This is a genomic window from Roseomonas sp. CAU 1739, from assembly GCF_039839775.1.
Lineage (GTDB): Bacteria > Pseudomonadota > Alphaproteobacteria > Acetobacterales > Acetobacteraceae > Neoroseomonas.
The window spans coordinates 380,426-395,884 of sequence record NZ_JBDOQQ010000001.1 but is presented as its reverse complement, the minus strand read 5'-3'; the positions used below and the strand labels follow the sequence as shown (position 1 = coordinate 395,884).

Below are 15,459 nucleotides of genomic sequence, written 5' to 3'. Positions count from 1 at the left end.
TTCGTCCTCCCGGATGTTGCCTGTCGCGTGTCACAGCGTGCGCGCGATGATTTCCTTCATGATCTCGGAGCTGCCTCCGTAGATGCGCCCGACGCGCGCATCGGCCCAGGCGCGGCCGATCTCGTAGTCGGCCATGTACCCATTGCCGCCATGCATCTGCAGACAATCATCCAGCAGCTTGTTCTGCATCTCCGTACCGAGCAGCTTGGCCTGCGCGGCGAGCTCGATCGACAGACCGCCATTCAAGTGCAGCGCGAGGCAATGGTCGGAAAAGACGCGAAACATGGTGGCGTTGGCGCGCAGCTCCGCCAGCTTGAAGCGGTTGTGCTGGAAGTCGAACACCGTCTGGCCGAAGACCTTGCGGTCCTTGGCGTAGTCGATGGTCTTCTGCAGCATCACCTCCATCGACATCGCGCTGCGGATGGCGATCACCAGCCGCTCCTGCGGCAGGTTCCTGATCAGGTAGGAGAATCCGGCATTCTCCTCGCCGAGAAGGTTGTCGGCGGGCACGCGCACATCGTCGAAGAACAGCTCGGAGGTATCGGCGGCGTGCATGCCGATCTTCTCGAGGTTGCGGCCCTTGGTGAAGCCGGGCGTGCCTTCCTCGACGCAGATCAGGCTGATGCCCTTGCGGCCTGCGCCGGGATCGGTCTTGCAGGCAACGATCACCAGCCCGCAATTCTGGCCATTGGAGATGAAGGTCTTCGACCCGTTGATGATCCAGTCGGACCCGTCCCGCCGCGCATGCGTCTTCATCGCCTTGAGGTCGGAACCCATGCCGGGCTCGGTCATGGCGATGGCGGTGATGATCTCGCCCTTCGCCATGCGAGGAAGCCATTCGCGCTTCCTGTGGGGCAGAGCGAACTCCTCGACATAGGGCACGACGATGTCGGAATGCAGCGGGAAGCCGATGCCGGAGGCATTGGTCCGCGCGATCTCCTCGATGATGATGGCGGCATAGCCGAAATCCGCACCCGCGCCGCCGTATTCCTCGGCCATCATCGGGCAGAGCAGCCCTTCCGCGCCGGCCTTCTGCCAGATCTCGCGCGGGACGATCTCGGCGCGTTCCCAGTCGCGATGATGGGGCACGACTTCGCGCTCGAAAAAGCGCCGCACCTGGGTGCGGAAGATCTCGTGATCCGAGGTGAAGACGCTGCGCGCCATCCCGGCCTGCGGGGCTGCGGTATCCATTGACGTGTCCCTCGTATTCTTGTCTTGGCGCGAGCCTACCGCGCGGTCGGCCCGCCTGTCAGCCGCCGCGAAGGGCGGCGATCTCGGCGGCTGAAAAACCCCAATCGCCCAGCGCGGCATCGCCATCGGCGCTGCGGCGAAGCGGCGGGCCGGGCTGGGCCGGCGGGGTGCGGGAAAAGCGCGGGCTTGGTGCGGGCTGCATGCCCGCGCCGCGCGCGAAGAAGGTGCCGCGCGCAACATTGTGCGGATGATGCGGCGCTTCCTCGAGGTCCAGCACCGGCGCCACGCAGGCATCCGTGCCATCGAACACCACCGCCCAATGGTCGCGCGGCTGGCCGCGGAAGATGGCGGCGAACTCCGCCTTGATGGCGGGCCAGCGGCCCCGGTCCGTGCGATCGGCGAAGCGTTCCGAATCGAGGCCGAGACCCTTCAGCAGCAGCGCGAAGAATTGCGGTTCCAACGCCCCGACCGCGACGTACTTCCCGTCTGCGCATTCATAGGTGTCGTAGTAGGGACAGGCACCGTCGAGCATGTTGCTCTCCCGCGCATTGTTCCACCGCCCCTGCGCGAGCAGACCGAAGAAGGGCCCCATCAGCGTGGCGGACCCATCGGTCATCGCCGCATCCACCACCTGGCCGCGACCGCTGCGGCTGGTCTCGAACAGGGCGGCCATGATCCCGTACGCCAGCAGCATCCCGCCGCCGCCGAAATCACCCACCAGGTTGAGCGGCGGCACCGGCCTTTCGCCGGCGCGGCCCATCGACCACAGCGCGCCAGTCAGGGCGATGTAGGTGATGTCGTGGCCCGCCACCTGCGCCAGCGGACCATCCTGCCCCCAGCCGGTCATGCGGCCATAGACGAGGCGCGGATTGCGCGCATGGCATTGATCCGGCCCGAGCCCGAGGCGTTCCATCACGCCCGGGCGGAAGCCTTCCACCAGCACGTCGGCGCGCTCGACCAGACGCAGCATCGCGGCGATGGACGCCGGCGACTTCAGGTCGAGTGCCAGGCTGCGCCGCCCGCGCCCGGGCACGTCAGCCGGGTTAGCCGGCGCAGCGCCGGGGCGGTCGATGCGCAGTACCTCCGCGCCGAGGTCGGCGAGCATCATGCAGCAGAAGGGACCCGGCCCGATGCCGGCGATCTCCAGCACGCGGAGTCCGGTCAGCGGGCCGGGCATCGCTCAGCGTCCCTGGAAGTTCGGCGCGCGCTTTTCGCGGAAGGCAGCGACGCCTTCGGCGACATCGGCCGAATTCCGGATCGCCGCCATGCGCTGGCCATGGATCGCCATCTGCTCGGACGGGCCGCGCGGGATGATCTCCTCGGTCACCATGCGCTTGATCTCGCCAAGCACCATCGGCGCCATGCCGCTCAGATCCGCCGCCCATTGCTTCGCGGTGGCGAGCGCCTCGCCCTCCGCCACCACCTCATTCACCAGGCCGACGCGTTCGGCGCGCTGGGCGTCGATGACGCGGCACAGCAGCGCGATCTCCATGGCGATCTTGTGCGGGATGCGGCTGACCAATCCGGCGATCATGCCGCCCGTCAGGCCGAGCTTCGCCTCGGGATAGTAGAATTTCGCGCCCGCGCCGCAGACCATCAGGTCGCACATCATCCCCAACACGATGGCGCCGCCGACGCACCAGCCCTCGACCGCGCAGATCACCGGCTTGAGCGGCTTAAAGCCGACGGTCGGGATGGCGCGCCACAGCTCCGGCGGATCTGTCACATCGGCACCGAAGCTGAAGGCGCGCAGGCCCTCGGCGGTGATGATCGCCACGCGCAGATCGGCGCGCTGCTCGAATTCCTGCATCGCCCGCTGGACCTGCTCCGCCATGGGCTTGCTGATGGCATTGCCCTTGGCCGGATTGTTCAGCGTCACGATGCGGATCGGACCTTCGTCCGAGACCTTGACCAGTTCCACGTCAGTTCACTCCTGCGCCGGTGCGGCGGATGACGTCGGCGAAGATCGCGCGATCGCCGGTGATACGGTTGGCGAAGGCCTCGCCCGTCTCGAAGGCCGGGCGCAAGCCGCCGATCGCCATGCCGCGCGCGACCTGTTCGGATTTGAGCGCTTCCTCCAGCGTCGCGGCAATGCGGTCGCGCACCGCCTGCGGCGTGCCGGCGGGCGCGGCGATGCCGAACCACGACATCGCCCCGCGATCGGCGAGACCCACTTCCAGCAGGGTCGGCACATCGGGAAATTCTGGATGGCGATGGTCGCCGAAACTCGCCAGCGCACGCACCCGCCCCGCGCGCACCATGGGCAGCGCCGCGGGGTCGCAGATCATCTGGATATGCCCCGCCACCAGGTCGTTCACCGACAGGCCCGACCCGCGATACGGGACATGTTCCAGTCGAACGCCGGCCTGTTCCCCGAAGATCTCGCATTGCAGCTGGGTGATGGTGCCGTTGCCGGCCGATCCGAAGCGCAACTGCCCGGGATGCGCCTTTCCATAGGCAACCAGCTCCTGGATGGTATTCGCGGGCACCGACGGGTTGACCACCACGAAGGCGTCCGATGCGGCAACGCGCGCGATCGGCGCGAAGTCCCGATCCACGTCATAGGGCGGACGCATCATCGACGGGCTGATGGTGAAGACCGCCGTCGGGAACAGCAGCAGGGTATAGCCATCCGGCCGCGCGCGGGCGACCACCTCGGCGCCGATCGTCCCGCCGGCACCGCCGCGATTCTCGATGACGATGGTCTCGCCGATGATGCGCGACCATTCCACCATCAGCGGCCGCGCGACATTGTCGGTGCTGCCGCCGGGCGGATAGGGCACCACCAGCGTCACCGGGCGGTTGGGCCAGACAGGCTGCGCCACGGCCGGCCGCGCGAGCAGCCCTGCACCGATCAGCGCCAGGGCACGGCGAGACAGTGTCGGCGTCATGGGGTCTCCTCCTTGAGCGTGGCGCGGCCGTCCACGGCAATCGCCCCCCGTCCGGCCGCGCGCAGGATCAGCGGGTTCACATCCAGTTCGACAAGACGCGACCCGAGATCGGCCGCGAGCCAAGACAGCCGCATCAATGCATCCGCCGCCGCCGCGGTATCGGCCGCCGGGCGGCCACGCAGGCCACGCAGCAACGGTGCGGCGCGCAGGCCCTCGATCAGCGCGTGCGCGTCGGCCAGCGACAGCGGCGCGGGCGCCGTCCGCACATCCTGGAGGAATTCGACCAGCACGCCGCCCGCACCCACCAGCACCATCGGGCCGAATTGCGGATCGCAGGTCGCACCAAGGAAGAGTTCCGCCTCCCCGCGCGCCATTTCCTGGATGACGCATCCCTCGGCGGCGCCCGGCGCCGCGCGTTCCAGCGCGGCGACGACCTCGGCGAAGGCAGTGCGGACCGCGGCCTCGTCACGCAGGTTCAGCCGTACCAGGCCGAGGTCGGATTTGTGCACCACGGCGCGGCTGACGCCCTTCAGCACCGCCGGGAAGCCGATGCCGCGCGCGACGGCCACGGCCTCATCGGCCGTCATCGCGGCGGCTTCCCGCGTGACCGGGATGCCATAGGCGGCGAGCAGGCGCTTCGCCTCGCCCTCGGTCAGTGCGCCGGCGGGCAGCGCAGGCTCGGGGCCGATACCGGCCGGTCGCGCCGGTTGTGGCGCCACGCGACGCGCGCGGCCTTCCGCCTCGGCCTCCAGCGCGCGGATTACCGCGATCGCGTCGGACATGCGGTCGTAGAAGGGGAAATCCGCCGCACGCATCACCGCGCGGGACGCATCGCCGACCGCCCCCGCCGTCATCAGGTACAGCAGCGGCTTGCCACCTTCCCGCCCGAGCGGGGGGAACAGCGCGGTGCGTCCGGCCATGTCGGGCTGCGTCGTCATCGGCACCACCACGGCGCCGACGTCGTCATCCGCCATGAAGGCGCGGATGCAGTCCGACAACCCGTCGCCGCTGGTGCCTTCATGGAAGGACCCGGTATCGACCGGCAGGGCGATGTGGGTGTCCGGCATCCAGCGCCCGAGTGCCGCGCGCGTCGCGTCCGACATGTGCGCAAGGCGCAGCCCGGCCCCCGGCAGCATGTCCGCGAAGGTCACGGTCGACCCGCCCGAGGACGCGATCGGTGCCAGGCCAAGCCCCGGGGCCGGCAGCGGCGGCAGGCGGATCGCCGCGTCGCAGGCGAGCACCATCATCTGCGGATCGTCCATCACGACGGCACCGGCATCGCGGCAGATCGCCTCGAAGGCGGGGAAGGCGCCGGCGAGGCTGGCGGTGTGCGACCGTGCGGCCTGCGCACCGGCCTCGCTGCGCCCGGCCTTGACGATGAACACGGGCTTGCCCGCCGCGCGCAGCAGGGCGCGGAAGCGCGCCGGGTCGCGCAGGCCTTCGATGTACAGTCCGATCACGCGCGTGTCGTCATCCTGCACCAGGTATTCGAGGAAATCCTCCAGCCCCAGATCCGCCTGGTTGCCGACCGAGATGCAACGGCTGAAGCGCGCGCCATGATGCCGGCCGAAGGACAGCAGCGTGCCCATCAGCGCGCCGGATTGGCTGACCATGCCGATGCCGCCGGGGGCGTAGTCATCCTCCTCCAGGGCAAGGGAAGACGACAGCATGGCCCGATCGATCGGATTGAAGATGCCGAGGCAGTTCGGCCCGACCAGGCGCATATTGGCCGCGCGTGCGATGGACAGGACGCGGTCCTGCAGCGCCGCGCCCTCGGGGCCGGCTTCCGCCAGCTTCCCGGTAATGACGATGCAGGCGCCGACGCCGGCTGCGGCGCAATCGGCGATCTGCGCCTCAAGGGACGAGGCGGGCACCGCAAGGATGGCGACATCGGCTGCGACCGGCGCGGCGGACACGCGCGGGAAGGCCGGCAGCCCGCGGATCATCGCGCGGTTCGGATTGATCGGAAGCAACTGCCCGGGGAAACCGTGCTTCTGCAGATAATGGATGACGCGGCCGCCGAATTTGCCGACGTCATCCGAGGCACCGACGACCGCCACCGATCGCGGCGCCACGATGCGCGCGATGGGCAAGGGTCGCCCGGGTTTCGCTTCCTCCACGCCCGTCTCCATATGCGGGTTATGGAGGCAGGCTAGGACAGTCCTGCTGCCGCGTCAGCCCACCGGATCGGCGCGGAAGCCATTTCCCCAACGCGACAAGCGCGCGCGCGACGGCGAGGGGAAATGCGCGAAACACAGCAGGGTGCGCGCTTCGCAGGCACATTCGAGGACACGGCGCCGCGTCTTCGCCGCCAGCGTCGGGTCCCAATCGGCCCGCATCGAGATCTCGGGGTAGCGTGCCTGGAGCGGCGAATGGATCAGGTCGCCGGTGAACAAGGCCTCGTGATCCCCGCTGCCGACACGCAGCGCGACATGGTGCGGCGTATGGCCCGGCGTGGGTTCCAGGCGAATGGCGTCGGTGATCGCGTGATCGTCGGTGACCATCTCCGCACGGCCCGCCGCGACGATCGGCAGCACGGAGTCCGTGAAGATCGGCGATGCCGTCTTGGCGTTCTCGGCATTCCAATACGCGAATTCATCGGCCGAGAAGACGTAGCGCGCCTTCGGAAAGGTCGGCACCCACCGCCCATTCTCCAGGCGCGTGTTCCAGCCCACATGGTCCACATGCATGTGGGTGCACATGACGATGTCGATGTCGTCCACGCTCAGCCCCAGCGCCGCCAGGCCGCGCATATAGGCATCCCCGCCCAGGCGGTTCCAGAACGGATGGTTCGGCCTGTCCTTGTCGTTACCGACGCAGGTATCGACCAGGATGGTGTGGTGCTTCGTGCGCACCACCCAGGACTGGATGCACAGGATCAGCTTCCCGGTGACGGGGTCGAGCGCCGCCGGCTCCAGCCAGGCGCGGTTCTCGGCCAGAAGGTCGGGCTTTAGGCCGGGCAGGAAGGTCAGCGGGTCGAACAGAGGCGTCTCCTCCTCGATGATCCGCTGGATGGTGAAGTCGCCGAGTGCGAAGCCCTGGGTCATGGTTCCATCCCTCCCTATCGCGCGTCATGCTCGCGCGGGGCGCGCAGCAGGACGACGCCGACCACCAGCGCCGGCAGGCCGCAGGCGGTGAAGCCGAGGCCATAGCTGCCCGTGGCGAGCAGCACCCCGGAATAGACCAGCGGCAGGATAAGCCCGCCAAGCTGCCCGAAGGACAGCACACCGCCGGTCGCGGCACCACGCTGGCCCGGGGGTGCGAGGCGCGCGGCCTCGGCGAGAAGCACGCCGTGCCACGACATCACCGTGGCACTGAGCACCGTCGCCACCATCCCGACCAGCACCAGCGGCCAATGCGCGCCCAGCAGCGCCATCATCGCCGACCCGCCCGCCATGCCGAGTGCGAGCCAGCACATCACCATCGCCGGTTCCACCCGCCCGCTGCCGAGCCAGCCCCAGAACAGCCGCCCCGGCACGGCGATCACCATGGCAACCGAGAAGACGAACCCCGCCGCCGCCAGCCCGTGGCCAAGCTCGGTCAGCGCCACCACGAAATAGGAGGTGAAGACCGTCTGCAGCCCGTTGAAGGCGAAGCAGGCGAAGGCAAGCCGCCGCAACTCCGGCGCGCCGAGCACGCTGAGGATTGTGGTGTGGAAATCCGACAGCCTGAAGGCCTGGGTCGGCACGCGGTCGGCGTCGAATTCCGCGCGCAGCGGTTCGAGCAGGGCGGCAAAGACCAGGCAGGACAGCGCGGCGATCAGCAGCGCGCCGCGCCAACCGGTCACGACCGTGAGCCACGGGCCGAGCAATCCGGCGAGCAGCAGCCCGGCCGGCACTGCCGTCTGCTTGATGGAGAAGACCAGCGGCGCCTGCCGCGGCGGCGCGTAGCGGCCGAGCAGATGGGAGCTCGCCGGCGTGGACATCGCCGCGGCACCGCCGCCGATCACGCCTGATACCAGGAACAGCACGGCCGGCCCGACGGTTGCGATCGCCATGCCGATGCCGAGCAGCACCAGCGCCACCTGGCTCATCCGCATCGCGCCGTAGCGCAGGATGAAGCTGCCGCAGCCGAGTTGGAACAGCAGCGCCGAGAGGGCCGCGGCGCTCACGTACAGACCGAGCCAGGCAGGATCGAAGGCGAGGTCCGTGAGGATGACCGGCGCGATGATCGGCGGCAGCGACCGCCCCACGGTCGCGAAGGTCTGCTGGAGGAACATCGCCGAGAGGATGATGGCCAGCAGCTTCGTGGATCGCTCGACCTGCATGTCGCTCCCGATTGCTGGACCGTTCCTGCCGGCGCCATCGCGCCCGCGCCCCACGATAGGCGCAGGCGCGGCGCGCTGCGAAGCCCCCGGCACGTGGCGCGCCGCGTCAGGCCGCCTGTAGCGCAGTGATCATCGCCAGGGCCTCGGCTGGCAATGGGCCGCGCTGAATCGCGGCGACCGCGTGGTCCAGCTCGGCGATGCTCGACGTGCCGATGATTGCCGTCGAGATTTGCTTCGGCATGGCGGCGAAGCGCAGCGCGAGCTCCACCAGGTCCTTCACGTGACCGGCGGCGACCATCGGCATCAGCCGCCGTGCCGCCGCCACGTCTGCCGCGTAGCTTGCCCCCGAAGCGATCGGTTCGACCTTCGGCACGCCCAACGGGCTACGCGCTTCGGACCCACTCAGTGCGCCGCCGGCCAGGATGCGGATCGCCATGACGCCGACATCGCGCGACGCCGCGTGCGCGACGCGTCCTTCAAGGTCTGGCATCGCCGAGCCAGCCGGCCACGGCGCGATGCCGCTCGGGTTCAGCAGGTTGTAGGGCATCTGTGCGGTGGCGAAGCCGCCTTCCTCCAGCACGCGCCGCACCGCGGCCGCGTCACCCAGGCCGGTGATGCCGTAGAAGCGGCACTTGCCCTGCTCGCGCAGCCGGCGCAGCACCGGCACCGCCTCGTTCAGGATCTGCTCGGTGGTAAAGGTCGGCTCCGCCCCGTCGAGCGTGATCGGATTGTGCAGCTGGTAGATGTCGACGCAGTCGCTGCCGAGCCGCGCCAGGCTGCCCTCGATCGAGGCGGCGACGGTGCCCGCGATGTCGCCGCGCTGCTGCGGATAGACACGCACCTTGGTGCCGACCGTGACGGTCGCGCGCAGAGCCTTCAGCGCACGGCCCAGATTTGTCTCCGACACGCCATCCCCATAGGCATAGGCTGTGTCGAAATAGGTGATGCCGTGGTCGATGGCGCGGCCGATCGCGCGGTCCTGTTCGGCCGCACTGCCCTTGACCATCAGCCCGCCGATCGCGCCGCAGCCATAGCCGAGCACCGAGACGGAGATCCCGGTCCGTCCGAGTTGCCGCTGTTCCATGCGCGTTTCCTCCCTGTGTCACTGCGGATGCTGCGCCAGGCCCGCCGGACCGACAAGGCGGGGTGGGTTGCGGCGGCCGGGTGCGGATGCAAGGCTCGGCGCATCGGACGAAGACGCCGAAGGGGAGGACATCCGCATGCTCACACGCCGCGCGCTGCTGTGCAGGACCGCCGCTACGCTTGCCACCGCGGTCCTGGCGCGGCCGGCCTTGGCCGCCTATCCGGACCGGCCCATCCGCGTGATCGTGCCCTTCGCCGCCGGCGGCAACACCGACATCCTCGCGCGTATCCTGGTGACGCGCATGGCCGAGCGGATCGGCCGGCCGATGGTCATCGAGAACCGCGCGGGTGCCGGCGGCAGTGTCGGCGCCGAGACCGTCGCGCGCGCCACCCCCGATGGCTACACGCTGCTGTTCGGCGCGGGCGGGCCACTCACTGCCAATCCGGTGCTGCAGGCGAATGTGCCCTACGATGTCGAGCGCGACTTCCGCCCGATCGGCCTGGTCGGCATCCTGCCGATGATCTGCCAGGTCGGGCCGCGCATTCCGGCGCGGTCGCTGACCGACTTCATTGCCATCCTGCGCGCGCGCCCGAACCAAGTGACGGTCGCCACGCCGGGTGCCGGCAGCGCCGCGCATCTCGCGCTCGAACTGCTGATGGCCGGGGCCAATGTCCGCGCCGTGCATGTCCCGTATCGCGGCGGCAGCGCCATGGTGGCGGACCTGCTGAGCGGCGCGGTGGATGCGGGCATGGTCGAACTGCCCTCCGCCCTGCCCCTGCATCTGGAAGGCAAGGCGCCGATCATCGCCATCGCGACGACGGAACGCTCACCCGTGCTGCCGCAGGTGCAGACCTTCATCGAGGCCGGGCTGCCCGGCTTCACCGCTGGATCCTATGGTGGATTGCTGGCGCCCTCGGCGACGCCGCCGGACATCGTCGCGGCGTTGCACGCCGCGTTGGCCGCGACCTTGGCCGAACAGGCCGTGCAGGCCCGCATCGTCGAGGTCGGCGCCATCCTCGGCAGCGAGGCACAGCGCTCGCCTGACGGCTTCGACGCCTTCCTGCGCGCCGAGTTGGTCAATGCGCGCCGCGCGGCGGACCTCGCCGGGCTGAAGCCCGGCTGAGCGATCAGCCCAGCGCGGCGGCCGCCTCGTCGAGCGCCGCCTGCGCCTCACGCAATGCGAAGGCCAGGCGATTGCGTGCGCGCAGCGCATCGACGGCGGCGAATTTCTCGGCATCGCTGCCGGGGGTTGTCGCGGCCATGTCGCGGATCGGCTGCAACACCGCCCAATCCGGCATCGGCAGGGCATGGGGGTGCAGGAAGCGCTCGCCGCCCGCATAGTCGGCCGGCACCAGCGCGCGGGACACGCGCATCAGCGCCGCGTTCACCGCTGCCACGGCGCCAGGTGGCGCGGCCGACGCCCGCTGCATCACCGCCGTCGCGCTGTCCTTCAGCCGCGCTGCCGCGGCAGCCAGCGGTGCGATCGGGAAGCGCCCATCCAACGCGCCCTGCAGCGGCGCCAGGTCATCCAGAAGCGTCTGCGCCATCGCCGCGTGGTCGAGCGGCAGGACGGCATCGCCCAGCAGCCGCCACACCGCCTGGCCGAGCACGCGCGCATCGCGCACCTGGTTCGCCTCATCCACCTTGTCGATCAGGTCGTGCGGCGTGTGCCACCACCAGCCCAGCGCATTGCGTGCCGCCTCATGCTTGGCCGCCTGCTCGCTGATCGTGCCGAACATCGAGGGGATGCCAATGGCCACGAAGCTGTCGTCGCTGCTGCGGTTCTTGCGCTTGCCCTTGTAGGGCTGGTTGGTCTGCTGCGTGACCGCCTCGGCGGCCAGGTGATGCAGTTCCGCCATGGATGCCGTGTTGGACAGCACCGTCGCGCCGACGCCGCCCAGGCTGTCCACATTCACATGCGCGACGCAGCGGCGATCGAGTTCGTCCCAATGCGCATCCGCATACCAGGCAGAACCGGAATAGCGTCCATGCGAATGGCCCGACCAGAAGCAGACGCGCAGGCCGCGCTTCATCTTCGCCCGATGCAGCGCGCACAGCCGCGCGACCTCCATCATCCCGGCATTGGCCGAGCCATTGTCCATCACGCCGAAATACCAGGTGTCGTGATGGCCCGAGAGCAGCACGAAGGGGTCGGCCGGCCCACCCGGCCCGTCAAGGTCGGCGACCAGGATCGGCGTCTTGCGCCAGCCGGTATCGACCTCGGCGTTCAGCGTCACGACCGGCTGCCTGCCAGCGGCGAGCGCATCGCGGATCGCGCCGCCATCGGCATTGTTCACCGAACAGACCACCGTCGCCGGCATGCCGGCCTTCGTGCTGTTGCCCGGGCTGCCCCAGACAGGGGAGATGCACATCTCATGGATGTGTTCATGGTGGCTGATATGCAGGTGCCCGGCCGCGCCGGCCCGCGTCGCGCGCTGCGCCGTGGCGGGCGTGGCCATGCCTTCCATCAGCAGGATGCGGCCGCGCAGGTCGCGGCCGGCGAAATCCGCCTCGCTGCCATGGCCGATATAGACCGGCACGCCCGACAGCCCACCGGGAGGCGAGGACAGCGAGAAGGATTGCGTGATCGCCGTGACCGGCGCGCCATCGACCAGCACGCTCGCCTTGCCCGGCAGGCTGATGAAGGCATCGTGCAGGATGATGTCGGTACGGAAGCCGTACTCCTTCATCCGCTTCTCGATGAAGCCGAGGGCTTCGCGTTCCTCCGCCGAGCCTGACAGTTTCACCCAACGCGCGATCTCGCGCAGATTGGCCATCATCTCCGCGCCGCTGACATCGGCGGTCAGGGTGTCGGGCATGGCGGTCTCCTCCTGCATCGCGGCGGATGCTGGCACCAAGCGGGCGGCGCGTGAAGGCGGGGCTTGCCGCCATGCGCCGCCGGCGCGACGCTTCGCGCAACGACAGGGGATCGGCCATGACAGCCAGCCGCACCACCGAAGCCTTGGCATGCTGGATCGCGACGGTGCCGCGCGACCGCACGGCGCGCGCGGCCGCACCTGCCATCGCCGGCATGCGCGATGCGATCGGCTGCATCCTGGCCGGCGCGGGGGAGGAGACGCCACGCCGGGTCGCCGCCGCGGCGCTGCGCTGGGGCGGCGGCAGCGCGCACATCATCGGCGATGGCCGGCCCCTGCCCTCCCCCTGGGCGGCGCTGGTCAATGGCACGTCCGCGCATGTGCTGGACTATGACGACACCTTCGGCCCACTCAGCGGCCATGCGACGGCGGTACTGGTGCCGGCGATCCTGGCGCTGGGGGAGGACATCGACGCGGACGGTCCCGCCCTGCTCGATGCGCTGGTGGTGGGTCTTGAAGTGCTGGCGGCGGTCGGGCGCGGGGTGAACCCGAAGCACTACGCCCTCGGCTGGCATGCGACATCGACCATCGGGGCGATCGGCGCGGCGGGGGCCTGTGCGCGGTTGCTGCGCCTTGATGCGCGCGCGACGCAGGATGCGCTGAGCCTCGCCGTCAGCATGGCGGCGGGGACGCGGATGCAACTGGGTGCCATGGCGAAGTCGGTGCATGCGGGGCTGGCCGCCAAGGCCGGCATCCTGGCCGCGACGCTCGCGGCGGAAGGCGTCGGCGGCGCGGCCGAGGCGCTGGAAGGGCCCTGGCGCTTCGCCGAGATGTTCGCCGGCCGCCCCGCGCCTGAGGGTTCGATGGCCCCGCCGGGACCGGATGCGCCGTTCGCGATCGAAGCCGATGGCCTCGCCTTCAAGGCCTATCCGACCTGCGCGGCGACGCATCTCTCCCTGGACGCGCTGCTGGCATTGCGGCCACGCTTCACCCCAGGCCAGGTGGCGTCGATCGAGACCGACCTGCCGCTCGTGCTCAGTCGCAACCTGATGCATCCGGACCCGCATACCGGCATGGAGGCGCGGTTCAGCATGGAATACTGCCTGGCCGTCGCGGCATCGCAGGGGTCGGTCGGCCCGGCCGATTTCGAGGGCGCGGCGCTGACGCGAGACGCCGTGCGCGCGCTGATGCCGCGGATCGCCATGCGCGGCGTGCCGGAACCCGAAGGCGCGCCGCCGCCGCAGACCACGGTGCGGGTGCGGCTGACCGACGGCCAGGTGTTGCAGGAGACGCGCAGCATCCGTCGCGGATCCCCCGGCAACCCGATGAGCGAGGCCGAACAGGAAGCGAAGTTCCGCGACTGCGCCGCACGCATCCTGTCGCCCGCGCGTATTGACGCCGCCGAAGCGGCGATCGCCGGCCTCGCCACCGGGGGCGCGGCGCGCGGCCTCGTCGCGCTGCTCGTGCCCGGCTGAACCAGCAAAGGAAAGCACCGTGAAATACAAGCGCATCGAACACGTGGCCATCGCCGTGAAGAACCTCGACGCGGTGCGCGACACCCTCGCGACCATCGGCATCGCCTGCGACCATGAGGAAACGCTGCCCGCTGCAGGCGTGCGGCTGGCCATGCTGCCGATCGGCGAGTCAGCGCTCGAATTGCTGGAACCGCAGAACGCAACCGGCCGCACCGCCGAATGGATCCGCGACCGTGGCGAAGGGCTGTTCCATATCTGCCTCGAGGTCGATGACATCGACGCATCGCTGGCCGAACTGCGCGCCAAGGGCGTGAAGCTGCGCGACGAGGTGCCGCGCGCCGGCCATGGCGGTCACCGCATCGCCTTCCTGGATCCGGCAAGCACCGCCGGCATCCTGATCGAACTGGTCGAGATGACGGCCGCCCACTGACCCGGCTACAGGTTCCGCCGTTCGGCGCGCAGCGTCGGCAGGCCGATCCCCGTCGCCTCGAACCCGCCATCCACCGCGATCACCTGGCCGGTCAGGTAGGAAGCGCGGTCGGAGCAGAGGAAGAAGATCGCCTCGGCGAGTTCCTCCTCCAGCCCATAGCGGTTGAGCGGGATGGTGTCATGGTAGTCGCGGCGTATCTCCGGCGTGTGCACTGCCTTGGCCATGGCGGTGTCCACCGGGCCGGGCGCGACGGCGTTGACGCGGATACCCAGTGCGCCGAGTTCGACCGCCTGCTGCTTCGTCAGATGCGCCAGCCCCGCCTTGGAGGTGCCATAGGCGACGCGCAGCGTCGAAGCCCGCAGGCCCGAGATCGAGGTGATGTTCACCACCGCCCCGCCACCGGTCTCGGCCATGATGGGTGCGGCCGCCTGGGTGGCGAGGAAGGGCCCGGACAGGTTCACCGCCAGCACGCGGGACCATTCCTCGGGCGTCGTCTCCAGGATCGGCTTGAACACGGCGATGCCGGCATTGTTCACCAGCGCGTCGAGCCGCCCGAAATGCGCCGCTGCACGCTGCACTGCAGCGCGGATCGCCGCTGGCTCTGCCACATCGCAAGGCAGGGCGAGCGTCGCCTCCGGCTGCGCGATATGCGCCATGGCGCCGCCCAACAGCGCGTCGTCGATGTCGAGCAGCGCGACGCGCCAGCCTTCGGCGAGGAAGCGCCGCGCGGTGGCGAGGCCAATGCCCCGCCCCGCGCCTGTGACAAGGGCAACCTTGGCGGTCATGGTCGTTGTTTCCCGCTGCGCGCATGGTCGCGGCAGCCATCATCCCATGATGCTCGCATGACGCCGCCGGGACGCACAGCACCAAAGGGCCACCGTCCCGCACCGGGCGAGCCGCACGATACCTGAAGCAGGTCGCGCCCAGCCACAATCAGCCAGGTGCGCGACGATGCCCGCCCAGACAGCGAAGTGGCGCGATCCGCCTGATCGCAGTCGAACCCAAGCCGCCTATTGCCGAGGCGCGGCCGAGAGCAGCGCGGTGATGGCGTGCAGCAGGCGCACAGCCTCCTCCTGCCCGGCCTCATGGGCGGCAGCGAGAATATGCTCGACGGCGCGCGTCGCAGCGGTGATCGGATCCTCCGGCGCGCCGATCGAGACATGCGGCGAGGGGCGCAAACTGCCCGCGATGCCGGCCTCCAAAACCTGATTCATCTCTGATCCCCTTGAACCCCACGGCGCTGCCTGCTGAATCCCCCGATCCCAGGCAGCCCCGAAACACCCGCAGCCGAACTGCGCAATATTC

14 protein-coding genes are annotated in these 15,459 nt (G+C 69.7%); 3 read left to right on the top strand and 11 right to left on the bottom strand.

What is annotated here, in order from left to right; translation table 11 throughout:
- Positions 1-30: 30 nt before the first annotated feature.
- From AAFN86_RS01825 to AAFN86_RS01790, 8 genes are all read right to left on the bottom strand, one after another.
- Positions 31-1,191, bottom strand: a complete 1,161-nt coding sequence (locus tag AAFN86_RS01825) for an acyl-CoA dehydrogenase family protein (protein WP_347541495.1) — start codon at positions 1,189-1,191, stop codon at positions 31-33.
- 58 nt (positions 1,192-1,249) lie between these two features.
- On the bottom strand, positions 1,250-2,368 hold the full coding sequence (locus AAFN86_RS01820; protein WP_347541494.1) for a CaiB/BaiF CoA-transferase family protein: 1,119 nt from the start codon (positions 2,366-2,368) through the stop codon (positions 1,250-1,252).
- 3 nt (positions 2,369-2,371) lie between these two features.
- Positions 2,372-3,112 carry an enoyl-CoA hydratase-related protein gene (locus AAFN86_RS01815; RefSeq protein ID WP_347541493.1) on the bottom strand — a complete coding sequence of 247 codons (741 nt, stop codon included), beginning with the start codon at positions 3,110-3,112 and terminating at the stop codon, positions 2,372-2,374.
- 1 nt (position 3,113) lies between these two features.
- The gene (locus AAFN86_RS01810) at positions 3,114-4,082 is read right to left on the bottom strand and encodes a tripartite tricarboxylate transporter substrate binding protein (RefSeq protein WP_347541492.1); all 969 of its coding nucleotides are present in this window, start codon (positions 4,080-4,082) and stop codon (positions 3,114-3,116) included.
- A complete protein-coding gene (locus tag AAFN86_RS01805; protein WP_347541491.1) occupies positions 4,079-6,202 on the bottom strand; it encodes an acetate--CoA ligase family protein in 2,124 nt (707 codons plus the stop codon). Before AAFN86_RS01805 ends, AAFN86_RS01810 begins: the two co-directional genes overlap by 4 nt.
- A 54-nt stretch (positions 6,203-6,256) precedes the next feature.
- On the bottom strand, positions 6,257-7,129 hold the full coding sequence (locus tag AAFN86_RS01800; RefSeq protein WP_347541490.1) for an MBL fold metallo-hydrolase: 873 nt from the start codon (positions 7,127-7,129) through the stop codon (positions 6,257-6,259).
- Positions 7,130-7,143: 14 nt separating this feature from the next.
- Positions 7,144-8,349 carry an MFS transporter gene (locus AAFN86_RS01795; RefSeq protein WP_347541489.1) on the bottom strand — a complete coding sequence of 402 codons (1,206 nt, stop codon included), beginning with the start codon at positions 8,347-8,349 and terminating at the stop codon, positions 7,144-7,146.
- A gap of 106 nt (positions 8,350-8,455) precedes the next feature.
- Positions 8,456-9,433 (bottom strand): aldo/keto reductase, encoded by a 978-nt coding sequence (locus AAFN86_RS01790; protein ID WP_347541488.1) that lies wholly within the window; start codon positions 9,431-9,433, stop codon positions 8,456-8,458.
- A gap of 136 nt (positions 9,434-9,569) precedes the next feature.
- Here AAFN86_RS01790 and AAFN86_RS01785 point away from each other — a divergent pair, with 136 nt between their 5' ends.
- Positions 9,570-10,556 carry a tripartite tricarboxylate transporter substrate-binding protein gene (locus tag AAFN86_RS01785; protein ID WP_347541487.1) on the top strand — a complete coding sequence of 329 codons (987 nt, stop codon included), beginning with the start codon at positions 9,570-9,572 and terminating at the stop codon, positions 10,554-10,556.
- Positions 10,557-10,560: 4 nt separating this feature from the next.
- Here the strand turns inward: AAFN86_RS01785 and AAFN86_RS01780 are convergent, their stop codons facing one another.
- The gene (locus AAFN86_RS01780) at positions 10,561-12,252 is read right to left on the bottom strand and encodes a M28 family peptidase (protein ID WP_347541486.1); all 1,692 of its coding nucleotides are present in this window, start codon (positions 12,250-12,252) and stop codon (positions 10,561-10,563) included.
- 116 nt (positions 12,253-12,368) lie between these two features.
- Between AAFN86_RS01780 and AAFN86_RS01775 the strand changes: the two genes are divergently transcribed.
- Both AAFN86_RS01775 and mce read left to right on the top strand, forming a co-directional pair.
- Positions 12,369-13,724, top strand: a complete 1,356-nt coding sequence (locus AAFN86_RS01775) for an MmgE/PrpD family protein (protein WP_347541485.1) — start codon at positions 12,369-12,371, stop codon at positions 13,722-13,724.
- A 19-nt stretch (positions 13,725-13,743) separates the two neighbouring features.
- Positions 13,744-14,154 (top strand): methylmalonyl-CoA epimerase, encoded by a 411-nt coding sequence (mce, locus tag AAFN86_RS01770; RefSeq protein ID WP_347541484.1) that lies wholly within the window; start codon positions 13,744-13,746, stop codon positions 14,152-14,154.
- Positions 14,155-14,159: 5 nt separating this feature from the next.
- On the opposite strand, the gene AAFN86_RS01765 is transcribed toward mce, so the two are convergent.
- Together AAFN86_RS01765 and AAFN86_RS01760 are read right to left on the bottom strand one after the other, a co-directional pair.
- Positions 14,160-14,939 (bottom strand): SDR family oxidoreductase, encoded by a 780-nt coding sequence (locus tag AAFN86_RS01765; protein WP_347541483.1) that lies wholly within the window; start codon positions 14,937-14,939, stop codon positions 14,160-14,162.
- Positions 14,940-15,164: 225 nt separating this feature from the next.
- Positions 15,165-15,368 carry a hypothetical protein gene (locus AAFN86_RS01760; RefSeq protein WP_347541482.1) on the bottom strand — a complete coding sequence of 68 codons (204 nt, stop codon included), beginning with the start codon at positions 15,366-15,368 and terminating at the stop codon, positions 15,165-15,167.
- Between the last annotated feature and the right edge of the window lie 91 nt (positions 15,369-15,459).

Coding starts and splice junctions, on each gene's coding strand:
- AAFN86_RS01765 (WP_347541483.1), bottom strand. CDS start 14,939: ATGACCGCCAAGGTTGCCCTTGTCACAGGCGCGGGGCGGGGCATTGGC.
- AAFN86_RS01795 (WP_347541489.1), bottom strand. CDS start 8,349: ATGCAGGTCGAGCGATCCACGAAGCTGCTGGCCATCATCCTCTCGGCG.
- AAFN86_RS01825 (WP_347541495.1), bottom strand. CDS start 1,191: ATGGATACCGCAGCCCCGCAGGCCGGGATGGCGCGCAGCGTCTTCACC.
- AAFN86_RS01790 (WP_347541488.1), bottom strand. CDS start 9,433: ATGGAACAGCGGCAACTCGGACGGACCGGGATCTCCGTCTCGGTGCTC.
- AAFN86_RS01775 (WP_347541485.1), top strand. CDS start 12,369: ATGACAGCCAGCCGCACCACCGAAGCCTTGGCATGCTGGATCGCGACG.
- AAFN86_RS01800 (WP_347541490.1), bottom strand. CDS start 7,129: ATGACCCAGGGCTTCGCACTCGGCGACTTCACCATCCAGCGGATCATC.
- AAFN86_RS01780 (WP_347541486.1), bottom strand. CDS start 12,252: ATGCCCGACACCCTGACCGCCGATGTCAGCGGCGCGGAGATGATGGCC.
- AAFN86_RS01820 (WP_347541494.1), bottom strand. CDS start 2,368: ATGCCCGGCCCGCTGACCGGACTCCGCGTGCTGGAGATCGCCGGCATC.
- AAFN86_RS01760 (WP_347541482.1), bottom strand. CDS start 15,368: ATGAATCAGGTTTTGGAGGCCGGCATCGCGGGCAGTTTGCGCCCCTCG.
- AAFN86_RS01810 (WP_347541492.1), bottom strand. CDS start 4,082: ATGACGCCGACACTGTCTCGCCGTGCCCTGGCGCTGATCGGTGCAGGG.
- AAFN86_RS01785 (WP_347541487.1), top strand. CDS start 9,570: ATGCTCACACGCCGCGCGCTGCTGTGCAGGACCGCCGCTACGCTTGCC.